Here is a 26,400-nt window from a genome sequence, read left to right as displayed (position 1 = left end):
CCGGCAAGAATCACCCGCGGACTCAGTCATCCAGAGAGTCGGCCTCGCCCGGTCTCCGGCTGATCCGTGATCTTCGCCAGCCGCCGTGGGAACGGAAGTAGCCGGTGTCCCCGCTCACGGTATAGCGCAGCGCTGCCCACGCGGCAGCGACCAGGGAGGCCTGCCAGCCCCGCGCCTTGCGGAAGGCGTACTGGAAACGCCCCATCACCCGGCCGCCGGGGGGATGATCGGGAAGGCGGGGCGGCGTGCGCGTCCAGGGAAGACGGCATGGCCCACCCGGCAGCACAGGGGGACGGCGCCCGGTCCGACGCCAACGGACGTCACGGCATTGCGATTCATTCGGATCCTGCTGGTCATGGGGGAAGCGCTGCGCACGGCAGGCTCAAGGCCTGCCACGAGTCCCCCTGCCGACCCGTCACGCTGCAGTGAAACTGGGCGCTGAGCAGTTAGCCTTGTGTGAAAACGGCTTGCTTACCTGACTGGATGTTCAGGCTCCCCGCCCCTCTCGCGAACCCTCGGCCCTCACCAGAACGAAATAAGGGCTGTCAAGAACGAGAGTCTTAACAGTTCATGCTGTATGGTCACTGCATTCGGCTTCTCTTCGGCGCGAAATTCCTCGCCTCCGTGTCCAGCCCCTGACCGGCAAGACACATGACCACTCCTGTTGCATTCCGGATCCTGCGGATCCGCCCTTTTCTGCGCCTGGATGCCACCATCGAACGGCTGGATTCCGTGCAGGCCAAGTGCAAGTCATGTGGGGACGAATCACGGATGTCGCACGGGTGCGGGCTCACCGATGTGCACGGGGGTGTGCAACTGAGGTGTCCCGCCTGCGGCTCGATCGATGTCTTGACGGCGGCGGATGCCTGGGGCCACTGGGTGCAGCAGATCAGGCACGATCGAATACTCGCACTCGCTGGCCTGTTGCCAGAGGACCTGGATCGCCCCTAGGTGGGCCTGGCGAAAGGCAGACATGGCCGCCGCACGCCCTTTTCCAACGCACTGTGGCGGGTGGCAAGCACGCCGCAGCGAAGACAGCACGCCGCAAGCACAAGCGGCACCCGCCTGATCATCTGCGGGCAATTGACCGATGGTGACCCCGGCCCGATTCGAACGGGCGACCTTCCCCTTAGGAGGGGGACGCTCTATCCAGCTGAGCTACGGGGCCTTGCGCAAGCGGTAAAGCATACCGCGTCCAGCTGAATGGACCAAGCCACCGACGATCGCCGCGCCATCGGCGGCAGGTATGCTGGCCGCCCCCACATCAGTCCCACCGGATGTCCGAGTTCTGGCTTTTCCTCTCCAACCTGGGCGACAGCCGCTGGCTGCTGCCCATGGCCATGGTGCTGCTGCTGGCATTGCCGCGAAGCGAGGCGCGCTTCAAGCGAAGGTGGGCGCTGGCAATCGCCGCAACCGCCGGGCTGACCTTGGCCTCCAAGCTCGCGTTCATGGGCTGGGGGCTGGGCATTCAGCGTCTGGACTTCACCGGCATTTCCGGGCACGCCGCCATGTCCAGCGCCGTCTACCCGGTGGTCGGCATACTCTTGGCGACCGCCTTCAGGAGCAGGGCTTATTTTGGCGCTGCGGCCGGCGTTGGCCTTGCGGTGGCGATCGCCGCTTCACGCCTGCCGCTTCACGCCCACAGCCTGGCCGAGGTGATGGCCGGCCTGGCGCTCGGCCTGGCCAGCAGCGCATGGGTACTGCGCTGCGGCCTCCCTACGGAGCGCATACCGACGTGGGCGATGGGTGCTGCCGTGATGGCCGGACTAGCGCTGCCCCTTGCCGTTCCGGAGCTCCACACCCACAGGTTTGTCATCGCGCTGGCCAAACTGCTTTCCGGTCGCACGACGGTCTTCGAGCACTTCTGATCTGAACGACCATCAGGCAGATGAATCCCCCCGGAAGAAACCGCCAGTTTCCTTGACAGGCCTCAATGTGGCTGGGACTATAGCCTTGGAAAATTTCCCTCACGGAGTAGGAGACCCCGTAGATGAAGAAGATGATTGCCGTTCTGGCCCTCCTGGGTCTGTCCTCCCCGCTGTTCGCTCAGGATGCTCCGGCCTCCACTGACGGCAGCAACGAAGTGGCCACCACCGACAGCGCCAGCGCTGCCGCCTCCGGCACCCTGAACACCGCTGCCTCGATCGGCCTCGGCGTCGCCGCGGCTGCGGTGATCTACAGTGTCGCTGCTGACAGCAGCAGCGATGACGCAGGCAACGACAACGGCGGCGGCACCACCAACCCGCCGGGCGGCACCACCGGTTCGACCGGCACTACCGGCACCCGTTGATCGGAACGCCGCTGTAGTACCCACGCCCTCGCCGGGCGGCAGTTCGGCGAGGGCTTTTTCATGCCCGCTCGGGCCAGGAATGATTAACGATGGACTGCAAGCGTCTCGTCGCCACCATGGCGTTCGCCTTCACCCTGTCTGGCTGTGTGTGGGCCCCTGGCCAGCACATGCGTTCGAGTTCACTGGTGCGCGACAGCCAGCAGGTTGGAAATGATCAGATTGAACTGATTCCGATCACGCCCAAGTTGATCGCGATGGATCGCGCGACCCAGGTCGCTCCCGGCCTCCCTGCCGCGTTGGCCCAGTACCAGCCTGGCCCCTACCAGATCGGCGCGGGCGACATTCTCTATATCACGGTCTGGGACCACCCCGAGCTGACCGTACCGGCAGGCCCGCAGCAGCAGCTCAGCGCAGCAGGCCGCCTGGTGAACTCCGACGGCACCCTGTTCTATCCCTACATCGGCAAGGTCACCGCTGCCGGCAAGACCCCCGCGCAGCTGCGCGAGGAAATCACCAGCAGGCTGGCCCGCTACATCGAAGCGCCGCAGGTTGATGTTTCCATCCTGACCTATGCCAGCCAGCGTGTCTGGGTCACGGGCGCCTCGCGCCAACCGGCCACCGTTCCGCTGACCGTCACCCCGCTGACCCTGGGCGATGCGATCAGCCAGGCGGGGCTGGACCCGACCCAGGCGGATCTGTCCGGTGTGCGCCTCACCCGCGAAGGCACCACCTATACACTTGATCTTGACCGGCTGGGTCGCAACGGTGGCGGCGACACCAACGTGTTCCTCAAGGCCGGCGACCATCTGTACGTGCCCTATCTCGACCGCAAGGAAGTCTTCGTTGTAGGCGAAGTTAACCAACCGGGCGCCATGAATTTCAAGACCGGCGAGATCTCGCTGAGCCAGGCGCTGGGCCGCGCCCGTGGCCTGCTGCAGACCACCTCCAACGGCAACGCCGTCTACGTGATTCGTGGCTCCAACGATCTGCAGGAGCGGCCGTCGCAGGTGTTCCATCTGGAAGCGAAGTCACCGACCGCCTTCGCGGTGGCCAGCCAGTTCAATCTGCAGCCGGGCGACGTCGTGTTCGTCGGCGCTGCCGGCGTGACCCGCTGGAGCCGCTTCGTGAACCAGCTGCTGCCGTTCACTGCCATCATCAGCAACGCGGCCAGCGCTCGCAACGATCTGGACAACAACTGACGAGGTCGGCATGAGCAGCAACGCTCGGGCGACGCTCGTCCTCCAGAGTCTTCGTGCAGGCGTGCTGGCCGTGCTGACCGTCGCCGCAGCAACGGGCTGCGGCGTGGTCAGCCGCAGCAGTGTCAAGGCAGTCCAACTCGCCATCCAGGGCAAGCCCGATGTCGAGCCCACGGCAGAGGACGTTGCACGCAACCGCTATCCGCAGATCAAGGTCAATGGCCCGGCCGGCGGCGCCGTGCTCGTCCTGGGCGGCTTGGATGGCGGCCGCCAGGCGTGGTACAGCAACGAGCGCAGCATCGTGTTCCTGCGCAACGGCCTGGTTGAAGCAACGCATGGTGGCTCACCGGAACTGCAGAGCATGCGCATTGCGGGTCCAGATCCATTCGTCGACCTGCGCAGGGCGCGCGATGGCGACACCGTGCAGCGACTCTATGACGTCATGCCCGGCTACCAGTTCGGTCAGCGCGTCACCGGAACGCTGCATCCCCTGGGCCAGGAAAAGGTCGAAATTCTGGGACGCACGCGTGAGCTGCTGCACGTCCGCGAACGGTTGAGTGGCCAGGGCTGGAAGCAGGACAATCATTACTGGGTCGATCCTTCCAACGGATTCATCTGGAAGAGCGTGCAGGCCATCGCACCGGGCACCCGCCTGGAAATCATCCAGCTCAAACCCTATTCGCCGGATCTGCAGCCCCGATGAAGCAGCGATTGATCGGCCTGACGCTTGGCCTGACACTTGCCAACTCCGCCCTGGCGGCCCCCCCGATTTCCGTGGATGTCTCCGGCCACGTCCGCGCGCCAGGCGTGCACAGTCTGGCCTCCGGCGCGCGCATCAGCGCTGCTGCACTGGCTGCGGCCCCGGACGAGCAAGCCTACATGCTTGGCGCGGCCCTGCTGCGCACCGATGCCGTGGTGCCGCAAACACGCTTGAAGGCAGGGCTGCTGTTCGACCTGCAGACGCTTGCGGCCCTGCAGGATGACACCGACGTCGCGGAGGCTGCCGATCGCATGGCGCGTGAGTTCAGCGACCTGCCCGTCACTGGCCGCGAAGTGCAGCTTCTCGAACCGCGCTCGCTGGAGGCCGCCCGCAGGCAGGACCGACCGGCCCGCGCAGGCGATCGGCTGATCTATCCCTCGCGGCCGCAGACGGTCACCGTCACCGGCGCCGTAGCGCAACCCTGCGCGATACCGCACGTTGCGATGCAGGATGCCCGGATCTATCGCAGCCAGTGCGCGTTGCTGCCGGCAGCCAGCCCTGACGATCTGTATGTGATCCAACCCGACGGCCGCGCCGCGAAGATCGGCATCGCCCTGTGGAACCGCAGTGCGCCCGTGGCGCTCGCGCCGGGTGCGATGATCTACGTCCCCATCGCGGGATCGGCCGTGCGCTCGATCGCCCCCGATATCAACGACGAAGCCGCCCGCTTCCTCGCCACCCAGGTGCTGGACGCGCCGGGAGTTTCAAACTGATGTCCCGTAATCGAATGCCGCTGGCGAGCGCCGCTGTGGCCCTGCTGAGCCTGAGCATCAGCGCTGCCCTGCACGCCCAGGAAGGCCCCGCCCCCACCGCCAGCGACTGGGGCGGCGTCGGCCTTCTGCAGACGCCAAGTGCGCGCATGAGCGATGAAGGCGAACTCAGCCTCACTGCCAGCCACACATCGCCTTACAGCCGGTACACGGTCGTGATGCAGCCATTGCCTTGGGTGGAGGGTGCGTTCCGCTACATCTCGGTCGCCAATCGACGTTATGGTTCTGAAGGCCTCAGTGGCGACCAGAACTACAAGGACAAGTCCATCGATCTCAAGCTGCGGCTGTGGCAGGAAGGTCGCTGGCTCCCGGAAGTCTCCGTCGGTGCGCGCGATCTCGGTGGCACCGGACTGTTTTCCAGCGAGTACCTCGTCGCCAACAAGCGATTCGGACCGGTGGACGCCAGCCTTGGCGTGGCCACCGGCTACATCGGCAACCGTGGCGACATCGCCAATCCGCTCGGCGCCATCGACGACCGCTTCAAGGAACGTCCCGGCGTCAACACCCCTGGTGATTTCAACACCAGCGCCATGTTCCGCGGCCGTCTCGGCATATTTGGTGGCATCAGCTACCAGACGCCGTGGGACCGCCTGCAGCTGAAGCTCGAGTACGACGGTAACGACTATCGCAACGAGCCCCAGCGCAACAACCAGAAACAGTCATCGCCCATCAACCTCGGCGCGGTGTTCACGGTCAACAACAACGTGCTGCTGCATCTGGGCTGGGAGCGTGGCAACACCGCCATGGTGGGCATCACGCTGCGCTCGAACCTGGCCCAGGCCACGCCCATGACCAAGCTCCTGGACCCACCGCCAGTACCCCGCGGCGCTACGGTGAGCCAGGCAACGGGTGTGGAAGAAGCCCAGGCGGTCACCGCCACCACGGATTGGCCAGCCATCGCGCGCGAACTGGAGGACAATGCCGGCCTGCGAGTGAAGCGCATCGATCGCAGTGGGCAGGAGCTGATCGTCAGTGCCGAACAGCGCCGTTTCATCTATCCCGCGCAGGGCATTGGCCGCGCTGCGCGTATCCTCGACGGGCACGCTTCGCCGGATGTCAGCTGGTGGACGCTGCGTAATGTGCGCCTCGGGCTGCCTGTCGTCGAGACCAGCCTCGAACGCAAGACATTCAACGATTACCTGGACGACCGCACCGATCTGGCCGCGGTCAGCCGCCATGTCGAAATGACCGTTCCTTATGCCCGGCGGTCGGAAACGCTGTACGAAGCGCCGCTGAAGCGCTTCGACGGTGCGTTCAATGTCGGCTACCGGCAGTCCGTCGGCGGCCCGGATGGCTTCATCCTGTTCCAGGTTGCGGCGATGTATGGCGCGACGTTCCGCTTCAACGACAACCTGTGGTTGAGCGGCACCGCCAGCTACAACGCGTACAACAACTACGACAAGTTCAAGTACGACGCACCCAGCAGGCTGCCGCGGGTACGCACCTACGTGCGCCAGTACCTGACAACCTCCGACTTCACCCTGCCCAACCTGCAGTTGACTGGCACCAAACAGCTGGGCCGCGACCTGTACGGCATGGCCTATGCCGGCCTGCTGGAGTACATGTACGGCGGCGTCGGCGGCGAGATCCTGTATCGGCCGATGGACGAGCGCTGGGCGCTGGGTGCTGAACTGAACTGGGTCAGGCAGCGGGATTTCAACCAGCGCTTCAGCTTCCGCGACTACAGCGTCGCCACCGGTCATGCCACGCTCTACTACCTGTGGGGCGACCAGCGCCGCATCATCAGCGCGGTCAGCGCAGGCCGATACCTGGCCAAGGACTGGGGTGCGACCGTGTCAGTAGCCCGCATGTTCGACAATGGCGTGACGATGGGTGCCTACGCCACCAAGACCGACGTTTCATCGCGGGACTTCGGTGAGGGCAGCTTCGACAAGGGCATCTACTTCTCGGTGCCGTTCGATTTCATGCTGCCTCGGTCGACGCGCGCACGCGCCGATTTCATGTGGAACCCACTGTATCGCGACGGTGGCGCGCGCCTGGCGCATTCCCACAGCCTGTACCAGCTGACATCGGAACGCGATTCGGAGTTCTTCTATCGGAACTTCGACGCCATCGCGAAATGATGCTGACAAAGAAAAAGGCGCCCCGCACGGGCGCCTTTTTCTTCCTACTTCTTGAAGACTCCGACCAGTACGTCGCCGTCAAAGACCAGCAGCGACGAGATCCTGCGTCGCTCCATCAGTACCAGCGCATCCTCGACCCGTGTACCCACGCTGACCTGCGCCGGTGAGGCCGTCATCAGCTCGGCCGCAGACTTGTCGAACACCTCGCGACCATGACGCTCGAGCGCCCGGCGAACATCACCATCGGTGATGATCGCGTAGCTCGCGCCGGCGCGTACGATCGCCAAGCCCAGACTGGACCGGGTGATGGCCTGGAGGACATCCATCATCGATGCGGCTGCGTCCACTACCGGCAGGTCGCCGGCGACCATCTCATGCTCGACACGCGACAGCAGGCGCCTACCCAGCGAACCTCCCGGATGGAAGCGCGCGAAGTTCTCCGGCTGGAAGCCTCGGGCCTCCATCAGCGCAACCGCCAGCGCGTCCCCCATCGCCAGCGTCGCCGTAGTCGATGCGGTGGGCGCCAACGCAAGGGGACACGCTTCCTGCGCTACACCCGCGTCCAGGTGGCAATCGGCAGCCTGCGCCAGCGTCGATGTCGCCCGACCGGTGATTGCCACCAGGAAATTGCCGTTGTCCTTGAGGAACGGCAGCAGCTTCACCACTTCCTCGGTTTCACCGGAGTAGGAAATCGCAACGAACACATCGGTGGCTGTCACCATACCCAGGTCGCCGTGGAAAGCCTCACCTGGATGCATGAAGAAGCTGGGCGTTCCCGTACTGGCCAGCGTGGCGGCGATCTTGCGCCCGATGATTCCCGACTTGCCCATGCCGCAGATGATGACCCGGCCCTGAGAACCCAGCACCTGCTCGACTGCCTGGGTGAACTGCCCATCTAGCCTGCTGGCGAGCGCGGCGACAGCCGACGCCTCGATCTGCAGGACACGCTTGGCCGATGCGATGTGATCGGCGACTGATACCACGGAAGACATACCTTGTTTCCTTCTGATGATAATTCGCGGCGAACCTCGCTACGCCGCGCTTACCCGCGCAACCTTGCGCCGGCTACTGCACCGCTCCAGCGGCGCTCCATCCTGCTATGAGCGGCGCGTAGGCTGCCTGAAGATCCACGCCGCCCTCGGCAAGGACACGCTCGGCCACTTCCCGCCCCACGCCGCGGCCACCTCGAGCATCCGTGACCACGTCGGCGGCGGCCAACACCAGAGGATGCGCATCGGAAGGCGCATAGAAGCGCCCCACCCTGCCGGCCAACGGCAGGTCTACGACATCATCCCCGACATAGGCGATCTCGGTTTCGCAGACACCCACGTCACCACAGATGGCAGCCAGCGCGTCGAGCTTCTCCAGCCGGCCCGTCACAGCCACATCCATGCCCAGCTGCCGGATCCGGAAATCCAGGGACGGGCTGGCCTTGCCTGACAGCACGCCACAACGGATGCCATGCACGCGCAGCAATGCGACCGCCAGACCATCGCGGACATTGAAGGTCTTGAACTGCTCGCCCTTGCCATCGATGTGCAGGCCGCCATCGGTCAATACACCATCCACATCGAACAGGACCAGCTTGATCGGTCCCTGGTACCTCGCCGATGACATGTCAGGCAATATCAAGCTTGGGGAACGACTTCACCAGATCATCGACCGCCTTGATCTGCGCCAGGAACGGTTCGAGAGCGCTCAGCGGCAACGCGCTCGGACCATCGCAACGCGCATTGTCCGGATCCGGATGCGCCTCCAGGAACAGACCTGCCAGGCCAACCGCCATACCCGAGCGCGCCAGCTCCACCACCTGACGGCGGCGACCACCGGAGGCTTCGCTACCCGCATCGCGACGCTGCAGGCTGTGTGTCACGTCGAAGATGGCGGGCAGACCACCCGTGGCCTCGATCATCTCGCGGAAGCCGAGCATGTCCACGACCAGGTTGTCGTAACCGAACTGGGCGCCGCGCTCACACAGGATGATCCGCTCATTGCCGGCCTCGCGGATCTTGCTGGCGATGTTCTTCATCTGCGTCGGGCTGAGAAACTGCGGCTTCTTGATGTTGATGGCGCGGCCGGTACGCGCAATGGCGGTGACCAGATCGGTCTGGCGCGCCAGGAACGCAGGAATCTGCAGCACGTCGACCACTTCGGCCACGGGCGCCGCCTGGTCTACCTCATGGACGTCGGTGATCACCGGTACGCCGAAGCGGCTTTTCACTTCCTGGAAGATGCGCAGCCCCTCGTCCAGGCCCACCCCACGGAAGGAGTTGATCGACGAGCGGTTCGCCTTGTCGAACGAGGCCTTGAAGACGTAGGGAATGTCGAGCTTGCGGGTGACCTCGACATACTTCTCCGCTGCGAACAGCGTCGAGTCGAGGTCTTCAAGGACATTCAGACCACCGAACAGAACGAAGGGGAGGTCGTTGCCGACGACTACCTTCTCGGAAATTGAAACGTTCATCAAACAACCTCTCATCAATGGTTAACCGTTCGCACCCATGCCTGCTGGCCTGGATCATAGGACCGCACGACCCTCGCGGGAGAGCCGACAAGAACCGAATTGGGAGCATATTCTCCCCTGACCACGGAGTTCGCGCCAACCACGCAGCCGTCTCCAAGCCGGGTGCCAGGCTGGATCCGCGCCCCCATTCCAATGAAACAGTTCTTCCCGATCCGGGTCTCCCGGGTTGTATGGCCTTGCGACATCACGGGGACGCCGACCTCCTGGTAATCATGGTCGATATCGGTGATTGATACGAATCCAGCTATCACCGTGCCCTGCCCAATGACCAGTCGCTCTCCACACGTTATGTGTACGCATTGACCCAGGGCTACATCATCCTCGATCACCAGCTCACCCTGACCATGGCACTCGGCCCGCAATCCCGGAAATATCCGGACGCGTCGGCCCATCGACATTCGGCGAAGTCCAAGGAGAAAAAATGGGCGACCAATGTACCCCGGAAAACGAAATGACCTCATCAGAAGGCCGTAGACCAAAGCGCGAATCACCCAGCCCAACTTAAGAAGGCAACTCATGGACGATTCTCCGATATGGCTACGGACCCGGACCTGACCCAAGCCGATTGCTCGAAGTCATAATGCTTGACCACACGCGCCGGTGCGCCAGCAAGCATCGAGTACGGTGGGAACGCCCCCTTGACGACAGCGTTGGCTCCCACCACACAACCGTCCCCCAGCTGCGTCCCGGCTTGAATTCTCGCGCCTACGCCGAGGAAACAGCGGCGACCAATGAATGTCGGACGAATCACATTGGGCTGACGAAGAATCGGCAGATCAGGATTGTCGAAACCGTGATCCGTGTCAGTAACAAACACGTTGGCCGATATGAGCGCACCCTCGCCAATTTCGACCGAGCCACTTGCAATTACGTGAAATCCCTGACCAATGGAAACGTCGTCGCCAACTGTTAGCGAACCCGTGCCTATACATTCGGCTCGTAGGCCGGGAAAAATCCGAACCGCGCGTCCAAAGTACATACGGCGGGATCCAGAAATAAATGCCGGCGGTCCAAGATAGCCCCCCCGCCCGAATCGACCAAAGAAGGGCGCGACCAGGAAGGCGCGCAGGACCCATGCCAGCTTGTAGAGCGTTCCCACCAGCGTACCTCCTGTATGCATTATCGATGACTCGCGGCTAACCACGCATGCGCGGGACGCGCCGCGACGCCCCAGAACAACTAGAGAAGTCGAACAATCACTCAACTTCGCGAATCCCGCTCGGCGCCGCATCCTTTAGGCCGAGTGCAGAAGCAAGTCGATCTACCTGCCTCTCAGCATCGTTGAACCACCGAGCAAGGCCCTCAATGCGGACGATCATCGCCTGCGGATCATTAAGATCCTGCTCGACCACATTCAAAATCGCGTCGGCGTCAGGCCATGAAAGACCCTCCAAACGGAACACGGAAGCCAAGCATCCATCGTCTAGAAGATAGACCGGCGCGCCATGATCAAGGACCTCCACCACCGCGCCCGACATGTGCCCCAGACTGAATCGCACTCGACAGAGATACTGTTCAAGCGAAAGATGAAAAAGCCCCACGCAACGCGCACTGACCATCCCGGCATAATCGGCTGCACGACTCCACGGATGGAGCCTGACCACGTACTCGAGGCCGAGACTCTCCGCAATCTTATCTGCGGCTCGCAGAAGATTCGCATTGGACTCTCTTCCATTTTCGCCATTAAACATTACACCAAAGCATGGCTGCGCTGCAGTCGCTCGCACCTTCGCGGTGCGGGGCAACCTGATCCATCCAGTGACACTCAATCTCGATGTCGCAATGCCGGCCTTCTCAAACTCCCGAACAGTCGCCCCGCCCCATGCAAGCATTCGATCACTTTGAAAGTTCGCATATGCCTCGGCGTCAGCACTCATGTTTGTATGATCAAGAACTCTATACTGACCATGCTGATTGGTAATTGTGAACACACCTTTAGAATTTGCCATCTGCGTGGCAAGATTCTCGATCGGATGTGCGTCGCAGAAGGTGACAAGGGTTTCAACCCCCTTCAGCTCCCGAGCTGCGATCGGTAGAAGTGCGCTGCGGGCCCTGGAAACAAGCAGAGCGCAGAGCAAGCGTTCCATGACTGTGCCTTTGTAGCCTCGAACCAATGGCCAGGCGGGCATCAGTCCCGCCAGTGTCCTGAAAGGCTGAAGCAAGGAAAAACTATCCCTGACTTCCACCAGACGCGCCTTGCCCGCCATGATGCTCATCAGACGGTCAACTATGTAATCGTAGTCCGCACGAAGCTTTCCCCGCGCCGAGTACAACACTATATGACGAGCCGTCGCCGAACTGTCGCTGGTGACTCGAGCCCCCATCAACAGAGCATGAGCCACCCGCTTCAGCCACCCCTTGACTCCAGAGTCGTATAACAACGTGGCGACAACATTAGCGAAATTTATGCCGTCGACGAGCGCGGTCCCTGCCCTTTTGAACTCCTGGATCCTAAGATGGCGATCATAGCTATTCGTGTCCACGAACAGCCTCCGTAAGTCGTTCTCCACCGAGTGAACCGCTGAACACTGTCGCGCACACGTCGTTCATCGGGTCGCCCGCTGTTCGTGGATAAGAGTTCGAATCCTCGCACAGAGGATCCAAGCGAGCGCAAAATAGGAAACCGGGAACACCAGCACCGCAGCATTGAGCGATGAATAGATACAGACGATCAGCAGCGCCGCGATGGAGAGCATCCCAATCGTCAACTGCGCACGCAGCAGGAAAACCTCCATTCGGCACATACTCAGGACGAGAGCAAAAAGCGCGGCGATGGAAAAGCCGATCTGCCCGATCATCATGATGATTACCACGTTTCCGTAGTCGAGTGGAACATGGGCGTAATCCAGAATCTCCCCAATGAACAACCAAGTTCCGGCCAAGATGAACAGACTCGCCAGAGCAATTGCGACCACCGAAAGACGTACGAGGTTCCAGAGTTCCGCAAGCCGCTCCTGAGCGTGCAACGCCGCGAACCTGGATGAAAAAGTAAAATTGATCGCGAGCATCAGAAGGCTGATCAGCGTCGCCAACTTCTGGGACACCACGAACGCAGAGTAGGAGGCATCGCCATAGAAGCCAGGCACAATCGCAACCGCACTCCATCCCAGCGCCTGTTGTGCAAGGACCACCGCCCCCAAGCGATTGGCCGCGGCAACTTCTGAGGCAGCCATACCGCTCTGCCTCCTCGACGAGAGCGACCGCAAAAGGTCGCCTCCATATCGAAGAAGCACTACTCTTGAATACATCAAGGCCGCCGCGAACAGATAGCACCACATCAGTTGGCGGGCACTGATTTCGGAGATCGTCTTACTCAGAAACACGAGTGCAACCAAAGCCAGCGCAGGCACACAAATGTTCAGATAAAAGGTTGCAGAATCTATTCTTCCCTCCCCCTGCAGAACTCGAGCTGCGGATGAAGCACAAGCGATTAGGGAGGATGCAACCACCATTAGAACGAAGTCAAAATAGCTAAGATCAAAACGTCTAGCTACTGACGGCACCCATAATACCACCCCAACCAACAGGGCGATTACAGTCCAACAGAGGACACGGCGGTGCGTATGGATTACCAGCGGGACAGCGATTCGCTCGCGCTCGCCAACATCAGCGGAGGCTACCTGTCTAATTACGACTTCGTCCATACCCCAGCGAAAGCAAACGGCAGCTATGACGCTCGCATTGAACAGGATAAAGAACAGCGCAGCGTCCGCCGTTGCGAGGTAGCGGGAAACAAGCACGGTGAATAGTACAGCCACACCGGAACCCAGTCCACGCAGAACCAGTGTTCTGAGCACCGCCATGAGATGCCGGATCTTCATCCCGAAGCATCCACGTCACCGACACCACCATTTCGCGCTCTTGTTGTATTTGCAACGCGCGACAGGTAGATCATCACAAACACAAGCACCACGCCGTTGGCATAATACTCACCCATACGCAGCATAATGATCGACAATGTTGCCAGGTATGCAATCGCCATAGACCTGTCGCCTGCGACCCGCATACTCCTCCACGCCCAGTACAGGACCGAAAGCAGAATAAGCCAACCTGCGAGGCCAAGTTCGGCGGTAACACGGGCAAACAACGAAGTTGCCGAGCCGCGCCCGGGCAGATCGTCGCGATAGGCCGGCAGCTCGTATCCCGAAATGTATTGATCGAACACCGAACTGTACATCCCAAAACCCACACCCACGCCGTAGTTATCAGCGAAGGAGCGGAACGCAATTAATGAATTCACCGCGTTGGAGTAGGTACTGAGATTCATACCATCCTCCATAGTCAGCTCCCCACCCTGCAGCACGGATACCGTGTCATTCCATCTAATCTGGAAGAACTCCAGACTACTGACCTGGACAGCAAGAGCCAGCATGATAGGAACCGAGAGAATAAGAATCCAGAAGCGCCGGATACTGAAGCCGACAACAAAGGTTGCGGCCGCGGCAAAGAATAACCCGATGTAACCCAAGGCCGAAGTCGAGAGAACAATGGCAAGAACGATGGCCACTCCTCGAAATGACATTCGGAGCTTCTGCACAAACTTCGAAACGTGGTACGCGCCGGCAGGCAGAAGAGCACAGGCATAGAACGCCGGCTCAACGCTCAGAGCGGCGATTCCGAGATGCGAACCTAATTTTTTGGAGCCAGGCGAGATAACCGCCAGGATATCAACACCCGAAGTCAAAAAAACTAGCTGCTGAAGAACACCAAGGACAGCAAAGAAATACGCCACGCGCAGGTAAGCTGAGAATAGACTCTCTACTGATCGCCCTTGGAGATTATATATCGAGGTGAAGAAGACAACGAAAAAGATCAGCAACGCTATTTTTGCTACAGAGATCAGAAACACCGTCGCTCGAGCCCCTGCTGCCGCGTCGTTGAAGAGCGCCCCCAGAAGAGACAGCAACGCGAGAGCGCCGGCGAGCCCAACATACTCACGTCTGAGTCCGAGACTGCCCGTTCTCAGTACAATCAGCGCGTAGGTCACGATCATGCATAGGTACGAGAGATAGAAGTTGCCGGCAGGCGTATGGACAAAAATTCCCGAGATGAAGATTGTCGACAGAGCTAGCCTCGAGAGCCATTGCTCTTCAACTCTCCGTCCTATTCCACGAGGTGGCGACGTCACTGTAATTCTCATTCTGCGCGGTGACCTCAGCGCTCGTCGACGGCAGGCCGCCCCAGCAATGCCTGAGCAACCCAGTTGCGCACCGAATAGCGCATTCTCACTACGTCGTCGAACGGCCGCTCATTACTCTCCAGAAACGCGGCATCGATCGTAGGTTCATTCCGGTCGACTATTCGCACGCCGGCCCCGTTGTACAGGTCATAAGAACTCACATCTTCATTTGTGGTAATTAGCTTCCGCTGAGCACCCAACGCCTCGATGCTTCGCATCGTAAGCCCTTTCTGACCTGGTCGATTGATATCAATGACGCATCGCGACGCACAGATGTAATCAACCACTTTGGAAAGCGGCAAACCGACAAAGTTAACGTACTTTCTAGAAAATCTGCGAAATCCCGGATCCACGAATGAGCGGAGTCGATGCAACAATCTTGACGGATAGTAACAGTAGACAAAGACGCGACGACCATCACGCTCCAGCGAATCCAAGAGTTTCTCCAGGATGCGGTAGCGGTCCGTATGGATGGTTCCAACAAAACAGGCGTCGTACTCGTACTCACCCCCCCACTCCGCAGCTCGAGAGTATTCATCCGCAAAGAAGAGCGGCAGGAAGGCCATATCAGAATTTGCGGCCACGTCGGCCCTGTCGAACGAGAGCACCGAGTCGAAGTACTTCCTAACCACCCGAGCATTCGGGTTGTAATGCATCGAATCCCAGAGGTATAGCGTCAGCTTCGCTAGTGGCTGTGTTTCACGAATTCGCGCGATGATCTGCGCCGAAATCGCTTCCCCACGGATAACAAGCACGTAATCGTACTGCTCAGCAGAAGCAGCTTCGACGATCGCCGAGTAGTATCTTGCAATCCGCCGCGCCAGTAGGCGCCTGTCAACGCGGATCAGGGCCTTTGTGAGAAAATCCACGCCCGGGCGATCAGGGTGGAAATCAACGCGTGCCCCCTGACGCTCGAGCTCCGCCTTTATCAACTTCTCATAGCCGAAGAACATCGGCGCGATGAAAAGCACGCGCTTGCCGGCGAGTGACTCGCTCATACTGCACGCCCCGGCTGTACTGCGGAATTCACTTCAGCAGTCCCTTCGCGCGCATTTCGTCCACCGACCGCTGGTAACCGGAGTCTTCGATCTGTTGTGTCAGAACCCATGCGGCAAAGCGCTTCACGCCCTCTGCGAAAGTGACACGCGGACGGTAGCCCAAGGCCGCCTCAGCGCGGCTGAGATCGGCGAAGTTATGCCGGATATCCCCGATACGGTAGTTGCCGGAGATCCTGATCTCTCCGCCCTTGCCGTACGCATTCTTCAACGCGCTGGCAACGGCGATGACGTCGGTTGCCTCGCCGGTGCCGACATTGAACGCCTGACCGCTGACATCCGCATCGATTGCCGCAACGGTGGCCGCGACCACATCGTCGATGAAAACGAAATCACGGGTTTCCTTGCCGTCTTCGAAGATGTTCACATCCTTGCCCTGCAGCAGCAGAGTGGAAAAGATCGAGAGGATGCCCGTGTACGGATTCTTCAAGGACTGGCCTGGCCCATAGACGTTCTGGTAACGCAGGGCGATACCCTGGATGCCGATGGCGGACGCGCCAACCAGGACCAGCTGTTCCTGGACCTGCTTGGTGATGCCATAGATCGAGCTGGGGTGGATGCGCGAGTCCTCGTCCGTGGGCAGCGGCGCAACCAGATCACCCGTCTGTGGATCACGGCATTCGAACACGCCATCACGCAGATCGGCATCGACACGTGCCCCGGGGTAAACCGGACCGTTGGCTCCCTGGTAGCGGCCTTCGCCGTAGATCGAGCGGGAGGATGCAACCACCACGCGCTTGACCGACTCGCAGCCCTGTACCTTGTTGCCGATCAGATCAAGGAACAGCGAGGTGCCACGAACGTTGACGTCGACATAGCGGTCGATCTCGTACATGGACTGCCCGGTACCTGTTTCGGCGGCCAGATGAACCACTACATCCTGGCCCGGCAGGACCTGCAGCCAGTCCTCGCGCCGGCGCACATCTCCCCTGACCACCGTGACTTCGGCAGGCAGAGAGGCCAGCAGTGCAGAGTCCTGCGGATTCTCGCCGTGGATCTGTGGCGAAAGATTGTCCAGGACCGTGACCTGGTCTCCCCGCGCAACCAGCGCGCGCGCCAGTGCACTGCCGATGAATCCTGCGCCACCCGTGATCAGTACTTTCATGCCTATCTCCGCTGTATCTCGATTGCGTCGCGGGCCTGCAGGTCGCAGTTGCCGTGACTTCCCTGTCGGCGAGGATGCCTGGTCGCACCCTGCCCGCCTCCCGTTTATCGGGTCGACTTGTATTCGTAGTAGCCGTAGCTGTAGTAGCCGGTTGCACGGCGCTCGACCGCGTTGAAGATGGCGCCCTTCAGCTGAACGTTGTTCTGCTCGAAGCGCTTGCGGGCAAGTGCCAGCTCCTTGGGCTGGTTCAGGCCGAAACGCGCGACCAGCAGGCAGGTGCCGGCGTGATGGGCGATGATCGCCGCATCAGTGACCGCCAGGATCGGCGGCGTATCGATGATCACCAGATCAAAACGCTTCTCGACCTGCTCGAGCAACTCCGTGAAGTTGCGGTGCATCAGCAGTTCCGACGGATTCGGCGGTACGTCGCCGCGGGAAATGTAGCTCAGGTTGTCCAGGCCCTGGACTGTACGGATGGCGGTGTCCAGCGGTGCTTTGCCGACGAGTACGTCCGACAGGCCCGGCGTCTGGGAGGCACCCAGTGCCTTGTGCAGCGTGCCCTTGCGCATGTCAGCGTCGATGATCAGCACGCGCTGGCCGGCTTGGGCAATCACCGCAGCCAGGTTGGAGGAAACGAACGTCTTGCCTGCATTCGGGCTCGAACCCGAGATCAGGACGATATTGTTCTTTGCCTCCAGCCGCGCGAAGTGCAGGCTGGTACGCAGGCTGCGCACCGCCTCGATAGCGAGATCGGCCGGATCCTTCATTGCAAGCAGGTGCAGCTTGCCGTCGGCGCGGAACTTGCCGCGCACGGAATCCGACTGCTGGCCAGGACTGACCGGAATCGACGCGTAGACCGGCAGGCCGATCTCCTCGATCTGGGAGGGATCCTCGACGCCACGGTTCAAGACCTGCCTCAGCAGCACCAGACCGATGGAAAGGAACGCGCCCAGCAGAGCCCCGACCAGCACAACCATCCCCTTGCGGGGCTTGACCGGCTCGGTGGCGTCGACTTCGGCAGCATCGACGATGCGCACGTTGCCGACCGTGCCGGCACGCGCCACGTCCAACTGCTGAGCCTGGTTCAGCATCGCGGTGTACATCTCGTTGCTGACCTGCAGATCACGGGTCAAACGCAGCAGTTCTTGCTGGGCTTCCGGAAGCTGCTTCACCTGCCCCTGGAACCCACTCTTGCGGGACTCCAGGTCTCCGATCTGACGCATCAACGCCTGGTAGGCAGGGTGATCGCGGGTGAACTTGCGGTCCATCTCAGCTTGCTGCAGGCGCAGCTGCTGGATGCTGGTCTCGACGGCAACCTCCTGATCCAGCAGGCCCTTGGTCTGGAGGGTCAGATCCACCGAATTGGCGCGCATCTGGTAGGCGCTCAGCGCCTTCTGTGCCGCGTCCACCTGGTTCCGCACGTTCGGCAGCTGCTCCTTTACGAAGGTCAGCTGCGCCGACGCCTCAGCCGAGTTCCGCTCGACGTTTTGCCTTACGTAAGCCTGCGCCACCTGTTGCAGAAAATCCCGCGCCATTTCCGGCTTGGCGTTCTCGTAGGTCAAAGTAAGGATTCCCGAGTCCTTACCCGCCTCGCCCACTCCAACTTCCTGCTGAAGGTCGCTGACCACGCTGAGATGACGATGGCGGATCACGGTGAAACGCATGCCGGGATTCGCCCTCAGGGACTCGACCTGCATCGTAACCCCACTGCCTGTAGCAGGCCTTCCTGTAACGCCCTTCAGGAGCGGCTCACCGTCTTCATCAAACAGCTCATAGTGACCACTATCGCCAGCGACCAGTTCTAGTTCTGTCATCAGCAACCGCTCGGGTACGTCCAACTGAAAGACCCGCAACTGGTCCCCACCCCAACCGAAACTAGACAGACCCAGGAATGGAGATGCCAGATCGCCAGGAGCCTTCTTCTCCGCACGTCTGGCCCAGTAGCCGCCAATCAGTGGAAATCTCTTTGGGACGATCTCGATATCGAGACGTAGGGCGGTGACGGCACTACCGACAACCGCACGAGATTTGATCAGCGCGATTTCAGTCGCGGCTTCAGCAGTTCCAGTGTTGATCCCTAACGATTGGCTCAGATCCGACAGACCCGGCAACGACGGCGTCTTCGGTTCCACCTGCACGATTGCATCTGCACGATAGATCGGTGTTGCCAGGAAGGCATAGGCTGCGGACACAAGCAGAAACACACCGGTAATGAGCAGTATCCACCACTTGTGGTCAACCAGTGTCCCAAGCAACTGACGCAGATCGATCTCTTCAGCATCGTCCTGCGGGATGGAGCGCGAATCAGTGGTCATGTGCAATTGAATTCAAGTAAAAGGAATGGAGGCTCGATTTGGTGAAGCTGACTGCAGTCAGAAATGCCGCGCCCAGCTCTCGACACCCTCGGCCATCAATGTATAGACATGCTCGAATGCCGGGCGTTGCTGGCGGTACGGGTCGGGGATTTCCCGGTCCTGTTGCCACTTGCCCAGCAGGAAGGTTTTTCCGGAGGCCTGCGGCGCGATCTCGGCGATCCGGCGCACATGCTTGCGCTCCATCGTGAGCACGAGATCAGCCGTCGCCAGAATGGCGTCGTCAATCTGACGGGCGCGATGCGAGTCGCCGGTGAGGCCATGTTCGATCAACAGTTCCTGTGCCGTGGCATCGATGCCATGGCCTACAAGTGCCCCCAGGCCGGCGGAGGACACCTGGATATCTTTGCCCTGCAGCGCCTGACGAAGCATGACTTCGGCGGACGGACTGCGGCAGATGTTGCCAACGCAAACAAAAAGAACGTTCTTGAACACTGACTCGAATCCTGTGGCATTCCGTGCGGCACCAGCCCATCAAGGGTGGTGACAGCCTTACAGGATACCTTACACGGCGATGACGAGGGATGAAAACGTCAGGAAATTCATCACATTACGGCAGATGTCTACAGCAGAAGGCGTCAATAAGCCGACTTCTGCCCGAGAACCTTCAGCGCCGTCAAGGCAATGATCCGAACATCCAGGGTCGGGCTCCAGCGACGGATGTAGTCGATGTCGTACTGCACACGCTTCTTCATCGACCGCAGTTCCGGCGTCTCGCCCCGCAGCCCGTGCACCTGCGCCCAGCCGGTGATGCCCGGCTTGACGTAATGGCGGTGCATGTAGCGTTCGATCACGCGTTCATAGTGATTGTTGTGCTGGATCGCGTGCGGACGAGGACCGACTACCGACATGCTGCCGCCCAGTACATTGAAGAACTGGGGCAGCTCGTCCAGGCTGCTGCGCCGCAGGAAGGCACCGAACCGGGTCACTCGCGGGTCGCCCCGGGTCGCCTGCGTGATCTGCCCCGTCCCTTCCTCATGCACGCGCATGGAGCGGAACTTCAGCATCCAGAACTCCTTGCCGCCCAGGCCGTGGCGGCGCTGGCGGAACAGGATCGGCCCAGGTGAACTGAGCTTCACACCGATCGCCAGCACCACGAACAGCGGCGCCAGCAGAATGACCGCTACGCCAGCCACGAGGATGTCCTCGATGCGCTTGAACAGGCGGAAGTTGTGGTCCACCAGGCCCTGACGCACGCCGATCATCGGCACATCGCCCACCTGGTGCACGCCCGGATTCAGTGCCCCCAGGCCCGTGGTATCGGGAATCAGGCGGATCGGCACCGGGAACCGCTCGATCTGCTTGAGCATGTCACGGATGGGCGCGGTATCCCCCAGCGGCAGGGACACCCACACCTGGTCGAACTCCCCCCGGTGCGCATCCAGGTAGCGCGGCACATCATCCAGTGCGCCCAGGCGCTGCGGGGCATCGCCGCCACGCCGGGTGGCGATGTCGCCCTTGCTGGTGAAGTAGCCGATCACTTCCTTGCCCATCTCGGGCTTGCCGCGCAGCAGGCGATGCAGCCTGAGCGCCGGGGCCCGGAGGCCGACCAGCAGGATCCGCTCATGATCCAGTCCACGCGAGCGCAACCGGTGCAGCTGGACACGCAGGAGTACGCGCAGGCCGACCATCGAGGCCAGACCGCCGATGTACCAGCCCACCAGCCAGCGCGACGGAACGGCATCGGCCAGCCCCACCAGCACGGCATACAGGGAGAACAGGGCGAAGCTTCCGGACCAGGCCAGCAGCAGCAGCCAGAGGTCGGCCAGCAGGCCACGCAGGCGCCAGTTGCGGTAGACCGGTGCGATGGAGAAGCAGACGATGGCGCTGAGAATCACCGCACCGAAGACGATGCGCTGGGACTGGTTGGGCGCCGCCGTCCCGTAGCACACGACGTGGGCCAATGCAGCCATGCCGGGCAGGAGTAACAGGTCTCCGAGGCGAAGCCCCAGTTCCAGGGCCGCCCGGGCTTCGACCCGGCGGCGGCCGGCATCGGCACGCTCTGCGGGGAGGTCATCTACCGATCCATGTAGCACTGTACTTCTCCAAGCTGTGTTCCGATCCAGCACTACAATGTGATGGCTGTCGCATACCAAGCCTCCCCAAGCCGGTGCGAACAGACGGAATTGCGTCAATAAGTCGAACGTGATTGTGAATGATGTGAAAGGCAATTGGTAGGAAGCGGCGGCCCGTCGTGCGCCCATTCACCCGGCCGACCCACCCTAAGTCATTAGAACTATTCCCATTTTTTAATATTTCAAAATGCGTCAAAATGATTCGCACTGCGTCCGATAGCGTCCAGAAATTGACGTTTGGTGCACGGAATCATCCCATTACGCCCCGAAGGATCCATCCGATTGGCGCCGCCGGCCCCCCCGTCCCCTGCACGTCCGCCAGGCTTGGCACCCTGCACTGCACCAAGGCCGCTCATCGCCCTCTGCTACCATCGGCGGTTCTGTTCATCGCCCCCCCCACAGCGCCTGCGATGACGCCAAAACAACGTAACGAAACACAGGAGTCTGCATGTCTTCCGAGCTGCTCAAGTCCCTTGGCCTGGACGCGATCAACGCTGGCACGTACCTGGGCAACGGGGAGTGGTCGAGCGCTACCAGTGGTGAGCTGATCACCCCGGTCAACCCGACCACGGGCGAGCCGATCGCACAGGTACGTGCGACCACCGAGACTGAGTACGAAACGGTGATCGCCCGCGCCCAGGAAGCGTTCAAGCAGTGGCGCACGACCCCTGCCCCGCGCCGTGGCGAAGCCGTGCGCCTGTGCGGCGAGGCGCTGCGCAGGCACAAGGATGCGCTGGGCTCGCTGGTTGCCCTGGAGATGGGCAAGAGCAAGCCGGAAGGCGATGGCGAGGTGCAGGAGATGATCGACATCGCCGACTTCGCCGTCGGCCAGAGCCGCATGCTGTATGGCTACACGATGCACTCGGAGCGCCCCGGCCACCGCATGTACGAGCAGTACCACCCGCTGGGCCTGGTCGGCATCATTTCGGCCTTCAACTTCCCGGTCGCGGTGTGGAGCTGGAATGCATTCCTGGCGGCGATCTGCGGCGACGTGTGCATCTGGAAGCCGTCCAACAAGACGCCGCTGACCGCCATCGCCTCGATGAAGATCTGCAACGACGCGCTGCGCGAAGCCGGCTTCCCGGACATCTTCTTCCTGGTCAACGATGCCGGCACCGCACTGTCGGAAAAGCTGGTTGATGATCGTCGCGTGCCGCTGATCAGCTTCACCGGCTCCACCCAGGTCGGCCGCACCGTCAATGAAAAGGTGGCGCGCCGCCTGGGCCGCTGCCTGCTGGAACTGGGTGGCAACAATGCCATCATCCTCGACGAGACCGCCGACCTGAAGCTGGCTGTGCCGGGGATCGTGTTCGGCGCCGTCGGTACGGCCGGCCAGCGCTGCACCACCACCCGCCGCCTGATCGTGCACCGCTCGATCTACGCCGACGTGCTGGCCACGCTGGTCAAGGCGTACAAGCAGGTGGAAGGCAAGATCGGCGATCCGACCGATGCCGCCAACCTGATGGGTCCGCTGAACAGCGAGGGTGCCGTGCAGCAGTTCCTCGATGCCATTGCCCAGGCCAAGGCCGCCGGCGGCACCATCGAGACCGGTGGTACCCGCATCGACCGCGCCGGCAATTTCGTGCTGCCGGCCATTGTCAGCGGCCTGAAGAACAGTGATGCCGTGGTCCAGCACGAGACCTTCGCGCCGATCCTGTACGTGATGCCCTACGACAGCATCGACGAAGCCATCGACATGCAGAACGGGGTACCGCAGGGCCTGTCCTCGTCGATCTTCACCCAGAACCTGAAGACCGCCGAACGCTTCCTGTCGGCTGCGGGCTCGGATTGCGGCATCGCCAACATCAACATCGGCACCTCCGGTGCGGAGATCGGTGGCGCGTTCGGTGGCGAGAAGGACACCGGTGGTGGCCGCGAGTCGGGCTCGGACGCATGGAAGGTCTACATGCGCCGGCAGACCAACACCATCAACTACTCCGATTCGCTGCCGCTGGCCCAGGGCATCAAGTTCGACCTGTGATGCATCCCGGCCCGGACGTCGCCGAGAGTGGGGCCCCGGCGGGGGCTCCAATCCTCGACTTCAGCGGCCGCCGGGTGCTGGTTGCCGGCGGCAGCAAAGGCATCGGCCGTGAGATGGCCCTGGCCTTCGCTGCGGCCGGCGCCCATGTCTCGGTCTGCGCACGAGGTCAGGCGGGGCTCGACGCCCTGCTGGCCGACGCAGCGGCCCAGGGGGCATCACTGCACGCCTTTGCCGCCGACCTGGCCGACCCCGGCCAGATCGACGCCTGGCTGCATGCGGCCGCAGCGTCCCTGGGCGGCATCGACGTGCTGGTCAACAATGCCACGGGATACGGCATGGCCGACGATGAAGACGGCTGGGCCGCCAGCCTGCAGGTCGACCTGATGGCCGCGGTGCGGGCCTCGCGACTCGCCCTGCCCTGGCTGCGCGAATCGAGCGACGCCTGCATCCTCAATCTCTCCTCGATCGCCGCGCAGCAACCCCGGCCGGGGGGCGCTCCCTATGCGGCTGCCAAGGCCGCTCTTTCGCACTACACCACGTCGCAGGCGCTGGCACTGGCTCCGGACCGGATCCGGGTCAACGCGATCGCCCCGGGCTCTATCGAGTTTGCCGACGGTCTGTGGGACCGGCGCAAAACCAGCGACCCGGCGCTGTATCACGGCACCCTGGCAAGAATTCCGTTCGGCCGCTTCGGCCAGCCACGCGAGATTGCCGATGCCGCGCTGTTCCTGTGCTCGCCGCTGGCGCGCTGGATCACCGGTCACGTGCTGAACGTCGATGGTGGCCAGGTACTGATGGGCTGAACCGCTCGGGCCGGGCACTGCCCATGGGATTGCCCGGACGGAGGCACTATCATGTGCGTACTGCAAGGAGGACCCGATGAGCGTGGCACCCCGACAGACAAGCGCCCTGGCCGTGGTCAGCCTGGTCATGGGCATTGCCGCCTGGACTGTCCTGCCCTTCGTGGCCAGCATCGTCGCCATCGTCACCGGCCACATGGCCCGCGCCGAGATCCGCCGCCGCCCGCATGAACTTGAGGGCGATGGCCTGGCGGTCACCGGGCTGGTGCTGGGCTGGGTGATGGTGGCAGCCGCCCTGGCGGCAGTCCTGGCCTTCATCCTCTTCTTCGGTGGCCTGGCCTGGCTCGCCGCACTGTCGAACTGACCGCCATGACCTCCTCCGACAGCACCGAACGCTTCAGCAGCCGCGTCGCCGATTATGTCCGTTACCGGCCTGACTACCCGCCGGCGTTGATGGAATGGCTGCATGGACCGATGGGCGTCGGCCACGATGCACGGGTGGCCGACATCGGCGCCGGTACCGGCATTTCCAGCCGTCTGTTCCTCGACACCGGCCATCCTGTGGTCGCGGTCGAGCCCAACGCCGCCATGCGCGCCGCCGCCGAAGGCTGGCTGGCTGCATTCCCGTTGTTCCAGGCCGTCGATGGGCGTGCCGAGGCCACCGGCCTGGCAGAGCACAGCGTCGATCTGGTCAGTGCCGCGCAGGCCTTCCACTGGTTCGACACCGACGCCGTCCGTGTTGAATGGCAGCGCATCCTCCGCCCCGGCGGACTGGCGCTGATCTACTGGAACTCACGCCTGCTCGATGCCAGCCCGTTCCTGGTCGGCTATGAGCAGCTGCTGCTCGATTACGGCACGGACTATTCCGCCGTGGCCGAACGCTACCAGGATGACGCCACGATGCAGGCATGGTTTGGCGCCGGGTTGCGCGGCCAGGTGGAACTGCCGAACGTGCAGCACCTGGATCTGGACGCCCTGCGCGGCCGCCTGCTGTCGTCCTCCTATGCGCCACAGCCCGGGCATCCGCGCCATGCGCCGATGCTGGCGGCACTGCAGGATCTGTTCGCGGCCCACGCGGTCAACGGCCAGGTCGCCTTTGAATATCGAACCCGAGCCTTCCTCGGCACGCTGGACTGAACCGACGCATGTATTCGCTTGCCCGCCCCTTCCTGTTCTCGCTCGACGCCGAGCGCGCCCACGGCCTCGGCCTGTCCGCATTGGACGTGGCCTACCGCACCGGCACCACGCCGCTGCTGGCCGCACGCATCGCGCCGCTGCCGAGCACCGTGTTCGGGCTGACATTCCCCAATCCGGTCGGCCTGGCGGCCGGCCTGGACAAGAATGGCGAGCACATCGATGCGCTGTTCGCGCTGGGTTTCGGCTTCGTCGAGATCGGCACGATCACGCCGCGGCCACAGGCGGGCAACCCGACGCCGCGGCTGTTCCGGCTGCCGGCGCACAACGCCATCATCAACCGCATGGGCTTCAACAACGCCGGCGTGGATGCACTGGTGCGCAACGTCGAGCGTGCACGCAACCGTCGCGGCCTGCTCGGCATCAACATCGGCAAGAACAAGGACACCCCCAACGAGCAGGCCGTCGACGACTATGTGGCCTGCCTCGACAAGGTGTACCCGCTGGCTGACTACATCACCGTCAACATCTCCTCGCCCAACACCGCCGGCCTGCGCGAGCTGCAGGAGGAGACCGCACTGCGCCAGCTGGTCAGCCAGCTGCGTGACCGCCAGGAAGACCTGGCCGCGCGGCATGGCCGGCGCGTACCGATGCTGGTGAAGGTGGCGCCTGACCTCAGCGAGCGCGACATCGACGCTGCTGCGCGCGTGCTCGGCGAGCTGCAGGTGGACGGCGTGATCGCGACCAACACCACGATCGACCACAGCAAGGTGGCCGGCGATCCGCTGGCGAACGAAGCCGGCGGTCTGTCCGGTGCCCCGGTCCTGGAACAGTCCACCCTGGTCCTGCGGCGGCTGCGCTCGCACCTGCCCGAGTCGGTGCCGCTGGTCGGTGTCGGCGGCATCCTGTCCGGCGCCGACGCAGTGGCCAAGATGGCGGCGGGCGCCTCGCTGGTGCAGTGCTACAGCGGCCTGATCTTCCGCGGGCCGGCGCTGGTATCGGAATGCGTGGAGGCGATCCGCCGCCGCCGCGAAGCGCCAAGCCGTGGCGCGGTGGCGCCGCTGTGAGCGCCCCC

Annotated in this window: 25 protein-coding genes and 1 tRNA gene; 11 read left to right on the top strand and 15 right to left on the bottom strand. The window is 62.3% G+C overall.

Annotation, left to right across the window (positions count from 1 at the left end; all coding sequences use genetic code 11):
- Positions 1-22 precede the first annotated feature (22 nt).
- Both ACZLIF_RS09305 and ACZLIF_RS09300 read right to left on the bottom strand, forming a co-directional pair.
- Entirely contained in the window at positions 23-205 is a 183-nt protein-coding gene (locus tag ACZLIF_RS09305; RefSeq protein WP_128988635.1) for a hypothetical protein, read from the bottom strand.
- Positions 206-1,091: 886 nt separating this feature from the next.
- Positions 1,092-1,168 (bottom strand) — tRNA-Arg (locus ACZLIF_RS09300).
- Between the two features lie 109 nt (positions 1,169-1,277).
- On the opposite strand from ACZLIF_RS09300, the gene ACZLIF_RS09295 reads away from it, so the two are divergent.
- From ACZLIF_RS09295 to ACZLIF_RS09270, 6 genes are all read left to right on the top strand, one after another.
- Positions 1,278-1,868: a phosphatase PAP2 family protein gene (locus ACZLIF_RS09295; protein ID WP_128988631.1), complete on the top strand. Its 591-nt coding sequence runs from the start codon at positions 1,278-1,280 to the stop codon at positions 1,866-1,868.
- 122 nt (positions 1,869-1,990) lie between these two features.
- Positions 1,991-2,290: a hypothetical protein gene (locus ACZLIF_RS09290; protein ID WP_128988629.1), complete on the top strand. Its 300-nt coding sequence runs from the start codon at positions 1,991-1,993 to the stop codon at positions 2,288-2,290.
- Positions 2,291-2,379: 89 nt separating this feature from the next.
- Complete coding sequence (locus ACZLIF_RS09285; RefSeq protein ID WP_128988627.1) at positions 2,380-3,489, top strand: polysaccharide biosynthesis/export family protein; 1,110 nt, start codon at positions 2,380-2,382, stop codon at positions 3,487-3,489.
- 10 nt (positions 3,490-3,499) lie between these two features.
- Positions 3,500-4,189, top strand: coding sequence for a YjbF family lipoprotein (locus ACZLIF_RS09280; RefSeq protein ID WP_128988625.1), 690 nt, complete (start codon positions 3,500-3,502; stop codon positions 4,187-4,189).
- Complete coding sequence (locus tag ACZLIF_RS09275; RefSeq protein ID WP_478462562.1) at positions 4,186-4,959, top strand: capsule biosynthesis GfcC family protein; 774 nt, start codon at positions 4,186-4,188, stop codon at positions 4,957-4,959. Before ACZLIF_RS09280 ends, ACZLIF_RS09275 begins: the two co-directional genes overlap by 4 nt.
- On the top strand, positions 4,959-7,100 hold the full coding sequence (locus ACZLIF_RS09270) for a YjbH domain-containing protein (RefSeq protein ID WP_128990456.1): 2,142 nt from the start codon (positions 4,959-4,961) through the stop codon (positions 7,098-7,100). Before ACZLIF_RS09275 ends, ACZLIF_RS09270 begins: the two co-directional genes overlap by 1 nt.
- 44 nt (positions 7,101-7,144) lie before the next feature.
- Here the strand turns inward: ACZLIF_RS09270 and ACZLIF_RS09265 are convergent, their stop codons facing one another.
- The 13 genes from ACZLIF_RS09265 to ACZLIF_RS09205 all read right to left on the bottom strand — a co-directional run bounded on the left by ACZLIF_RS09265 (position 7,145) and on the right by ACZLIF_RS09205 (position 21,248).
- Positions 7,145-8,092 carry a KpsF/GutQ family sugar-phosphate isomerase gene (locus ACZLIF_RS09265; protein WP_128990454.1) on the bottom strand — a complete coding sequence of 316 codons (948 nt, stop codon included), beginning with the start codon at positions 8,090-8,092 and terminating at the stop codon, positions 7,145-7,147.
- Between the two features lie 73 nt (positions 8,093-8,165).
- Positions 8,166-8,717, bottom strand: coding sequence for a KdsC family phosphatase (locus tag ACZLIF_RS09260; RefSeq protein WP_128990453.1), 552 nt, complete (start codon positions 8,715-8,717; stop codon positions 8,166-8,168).
- A gap of 1 nt (position 8,718) precedes the next feature.
- The gene (gene kdsA / locus ACZLIF_RS09255) at positions 8,719-9,564 is read right to left on the bottom strand and encodes a 3-deoxy-8-phosphooctulonate synthase (RefSeq protein ID WP_128990451.1); all 846 of its coding nucleotides are present in this window, start codon (positions 9,562-9,564) and stop codon (positions 8,719-8,721) included.
- A gap of 14 nt (positions 9,565-9,578) precedes the next feature.
- On the bottom strand, positions 9,579-9,752 hold the full coding sequence (locus ACZLIF_RS09250) for an LbetaH domain-containing protein (protein ID WP_478462627.1): 174 nt from the start codon (positions 9,750-9,752) through the stop codon (positions 9,579-9,581).
- 386 nt (positions 9,753-10,138) lie between these two features.
- Positions 10,139-10,723, bottom strand: coding sequence for an acyltransferase (locus tag ACZLIF_RS09245; protein WP_206733995.1), 585 nt, complete (start codon positions 10,721-10,723; stop codon positions 10,139-10,141).
- Positions 10,724-10,820: 97 nt separating this feature from the next.
- A complete protein-coding gene (locus tag ACZLIF_RS09240) occupies positions 10,821-12,107 on the bottom strand; it encodes a hypothetical protein (RefSeq protein WP_128990444.1) in 1,287 nt (428 codons plus the stop codon).
- A gap of 63 nt (positions 12,108-12,170) precedes the next feature.
- Positions 12,171-13,445 carry a lipopolysaccharide biosynthesis protein gene (locus ACZLIF_RS09235; RefSeq protein WP_128990442.1) on the bottom strand — a complete coding sequence of 425 codons (1,275 nt, stop codon included), beginning with the start codon at positions 13,443-13,445 and terminating at the stop codon, positions 12,171-12,173.
- Positions 13,442-14,617 carry a hypothetical protein gene (locus tag ACZLIF_RS09230; RefSeq protein ID WP_128990440.1) on the bottom strand — a complete coding sequence of 392 codons (1,176 nt, stop codon included), beginning with the start codon at positions 14,615-14,617 and terminating at the stop codon, positions 13,442-13,444. The genes ACZLIF_RS09235 and ACZLIF_RS09230 overlap by 4 nt, the downstream gene beginning before the upstream one ends.
- A gap of 161 nt (positions 14,618-14,778) precedes the next feature.
- Positions 14,779-15,801 carry a WaaS/CpsH family glycosyltransferase gene (locus tag ACZLIF_RS09225; protein WP_128990438.1) on the bottom strand — a complete coding sequence of 341 codons (1,023 nt, stop codon included), beginning with the start codon at positions 15,799-15,801 and terminating at the stop codon, positions 14,779-14,781.
- A gap of 28 nt (positions 15,802-15,829) precedes the next feature.
- Positions 15,830-16,963, bottom strand: a complete 1,134-nt coding sequence (locus tag ACZLIF_RS09220; protein ID WP_128990436.1) for an NAD-dependent epimerase/dehydratase family protein — start codon at positions 16,961-16,963, stop codon at positions 15,830-15,832.
- Positions 16,964-17,067: 104 nt separating this feature from the next.
- Positions 17,068-19,278 (bottom strand): polysaccharide biosynthesis tyrosine autokinase, encoded by a 2,211-nt coding sequence (locus tag ACZLIF_RS09215; RefSeq protein ID WP_128990434.1) that lies wholly within the window; start codon positions 19,276-19,278, stop codon positions 17,068-17,070.
- A 57-nt stretch (positions 19,279-19,335) separates the two neighbouring features.
- On the bottom strand, positions 19,336-19,770 hold the full coding sequence (locus ACZLIF_RS09210) for a low molecular weight protein-tyrosine-phosphatase (RefSeq protein ID WP_128990432.1): 435 nt from the start codon (positions 19,768-19,770) through the stop codon (positions 19,336-19,338).
- Between the two features lie 143 nt (positions 19,771-19,913).
- On the bottom strand, positions 19,914-21,248 hold the full coding sequence (locus tag ACZLIF_RS09205) for an undecaprenyl-phosphate glucose phosphotransferase (RefSeq protein WP_478462554.1): 1,335 nt from the start codon (positions 21,246-21,248) through the stop codon (positions 19,914-19,916).
- 610 nt (positions 21,249-21,858) lie between these two features.
- Here ACZLIF_RS09205 and amaB point away from each other — a divergent pair.
- The 5 genes from amaB to ACZLIF_RS09180 all read left to right on the top strand — a co-directional run bounded on the left by amaB (position 21,859) and on the right by ACZLIF_RS09180 (position 26,392).
- Positions 21,859-23,391, top strand: a complete 1,533-nt coding sequence (gene amaB, locus ACZLIF_RS09200) for an L-piperidine-6-carboxylate dehydrogenase (protein ID WP_128990428.1) — start codon at positions 21,859-21,861, stop codon at positions 23,389-23,391.
- The gene (locus ACZLIF_RS09195; protein WP_128990426.1) at positions 23,391-24,194 is read left to right on the top strand and encodes an SDR family NAD(P)-dependent oxidoreductase; all 804 of its coding nucleotides are present in this window, start codon (positions 23,391-23,393) and stop codon (positions 24,192-24,194) included. Before amaB ends, ACZLIF_RS09195 begins: the two co-directional genes overlap by 1 nt.
- Before the next feature lie 76 nt (positions 24,195-24,270).
- Positions 24,271-24,555 (top strand): DUF4190 domain-containing protein, encoded by a 285-nt coding sequence (locus tag ACZLIF_RS09190; RefSeq protein WP_053517549.1) that lies wholly within the window; start codon positions 24,271-24,273, stop codon positions 24,553-24,555.
- A gap of 5 nt (positions 24,556-24,560) precedes the next feature.
- Positions 24,561-25,328, top strand: coding sequence for a class I SAM-dependent methyltransferase (locus ACZLIF_RS09185; RefSeq protein WP_128990424.1), 768 nt, complete (start codon positions 24,561-24,563; stop codon positions 25,326-25,328).
- 8 nt (positions 25,329-25,336) lie between these two features.
- Entirely contained in the window at positions 25,337-26,392 is a 1,056-nt protein-coding gene (locus ACZLIF_RS09180) for a quinone-dependent dihydroorotate dehydrogenase (RefSeq protein WP_478462551.1), read from the top strand.
- Positions 26,393-26,400: the final 8 nt, after the last annotated feature.

The sequence above is a fragment of the Stenotrophomonas sp. 2201_Sma genome, from assembly GCF_056486685.1.
Note: the sequence above shows the minus strand (reverse complement) of the source record. Positions and strands in the feature narration are given on the sequence as shown.

Coding starts and splice junctions, on each gene's coding strand:
- ACZLIF_RS09305 (WP_128988635.1), bottom strand. CDS start 205: ATGGGGCGTTTCCAGTACGCCTTCCGCAAGGCGCGGGGCTGGCAGGCC.
- ACZLIF_RS09295 (WP_128988631.1), top strand. CDS start 1,278: ATGTCCGAGTTCTGGCTTTTCCTCTCCAACCTGGGCGACAGCCGCTGG.
- ACZLIF_RS09290 (WP_128988629.1), top strand. CDS start 1,991: ATGAAGAAGATGATTGCCGTTCTGGCCCTCCTGGGTCTGTCCTCCCCG.
- ACZLIF_RS09285 (WP_128988627.1), top strand. CDS start 2,380: ATGGACTGCAAGCGTCTCGTCGCCACCATGGCGTTCGCCTTCACCCTG.
- ACZLIF_RS09280 (WP_128988625.1), top strand. CDS start 3,500: ATGAGCAGCAACGCTCGGGCGACGCTCGTCCTCCAGAGTCTTCGTGCA.
- ACZLIF_RS09275 (WP_478462562.1), top strand. CDS start 4,186: ATGAAGCAGCGATTGATCGGCCTGACGCTTGGCCTGACACTTGCCAAC.
- ACZLIF_RS09270 (WP_128990456.1), top strand. CDS start 4,959: ATGTCCCGTAATCGAATGCCGCTGGCGAGCGCCGCTGTGGCCCTGCTG.
- ACZLIF_RS09265 (WP_128990454.1), bottom strand. CDS start 8,092: ATGTCTTCCGTGGTATCAGTCGCCGATCACATCGCATCGGCCAAGCGT.
- ACZLIF_RS09260 (WP_128990453.1), bottom strand. CDS start 8,717: ATGTCATCGGCGAGGTACCAGGGACCGATCAAGCTGGTCCTGTTCGAT.
- kdsA (WP_128990451.1), bottom strand. CDS start 9,564: ATGAACGTTTCAATTTCCGAGAAGGTAGTCGTCGGCAACGACCTCCCC.
- ACZLIF_RS09250 (WP_478462627.1), bottom strand. CDS start 9,752: ATGGGGGCGCGGATCCAGCCTGGCACCCGGCTTGGAGACGGCTGCGTG.
- ACZLIF_RS09235 (WP_128990442.1), bottom strand. CDS start 13,445: ATGAAGATCCGGCATCTCATGGCGGTGCTCAGAACACTGGTTCTGCGT.
- ACZLIF_RS09230 (WP_128990440.1), bottom strand. CDS start 14,617: ATGATCGTGACCTACGCGCTGATTGTACTGAGAACGGGCAGTCTCGGA.
- ACZLIF_RS09225 (WP_128990438.1), bottom strand. CDS start 15,801: ATGAGCGAGTCACTCGCCGGCAAGCGCGTGCTTTTCATCGCGCCGATG.
- ACZLIF_RS09220 (WP_128990436.1), bottom strand. CDS start 16,963: ATGAAAGTACTGATCACGGGTGGCGCAGGATTCATCGGCAGTGCACTG.
- ACZLIF_RS09215 (WP_128990434.1), bottom strand. CDS start 19,278: ATGACCACTGATTCGCGCTCCATCCCGCAGGACGATGCTGAAGAGATC.
- ACZLIF_RS09205 (WP_478462554.1), bottom strand. CDS start 21,248: ATGGCTGCATTGGCCCACGTCGTGTGCTACGGGACGGCGGCGCCCAAC.
- amaB (WP_128990428.1), top strand. CDS start 21,859: ATGTCTTCCGAGCTGCTCAAGTCCCTTGGCCTGGACGCGATCAACGCT.
- ACZLIF_RS09195 (WP_128990426.1), top strand. CDS start 23,391: ATGCATCCCGGCCCGGACGTCGCCGAGAGTGGGGCCCCGGCGGGGGCT.
- ACZLIF_RS09190 (WP_053517549.1), top strand. CDS start 24,271: ATGAGCGTGGCACCCCGACAGACAAGCGCCCTGGCCGTGGTCAGCCTG.
- ACZLIF_RS09185 (WP_128990424.1), top strand. CDS start 24,561: ATGACCTCCTCCGACAGCACCGAACGCTTCAGCAGCCGCGTCGCCGAT.
- ACZLIF_RS09180 (WP_478462551.1), top strand. CDS start 25,337: ATGTATTCGCTTGCCCGCCCCTTCCTGTTCTCGCTCGACGCCGAGCGC.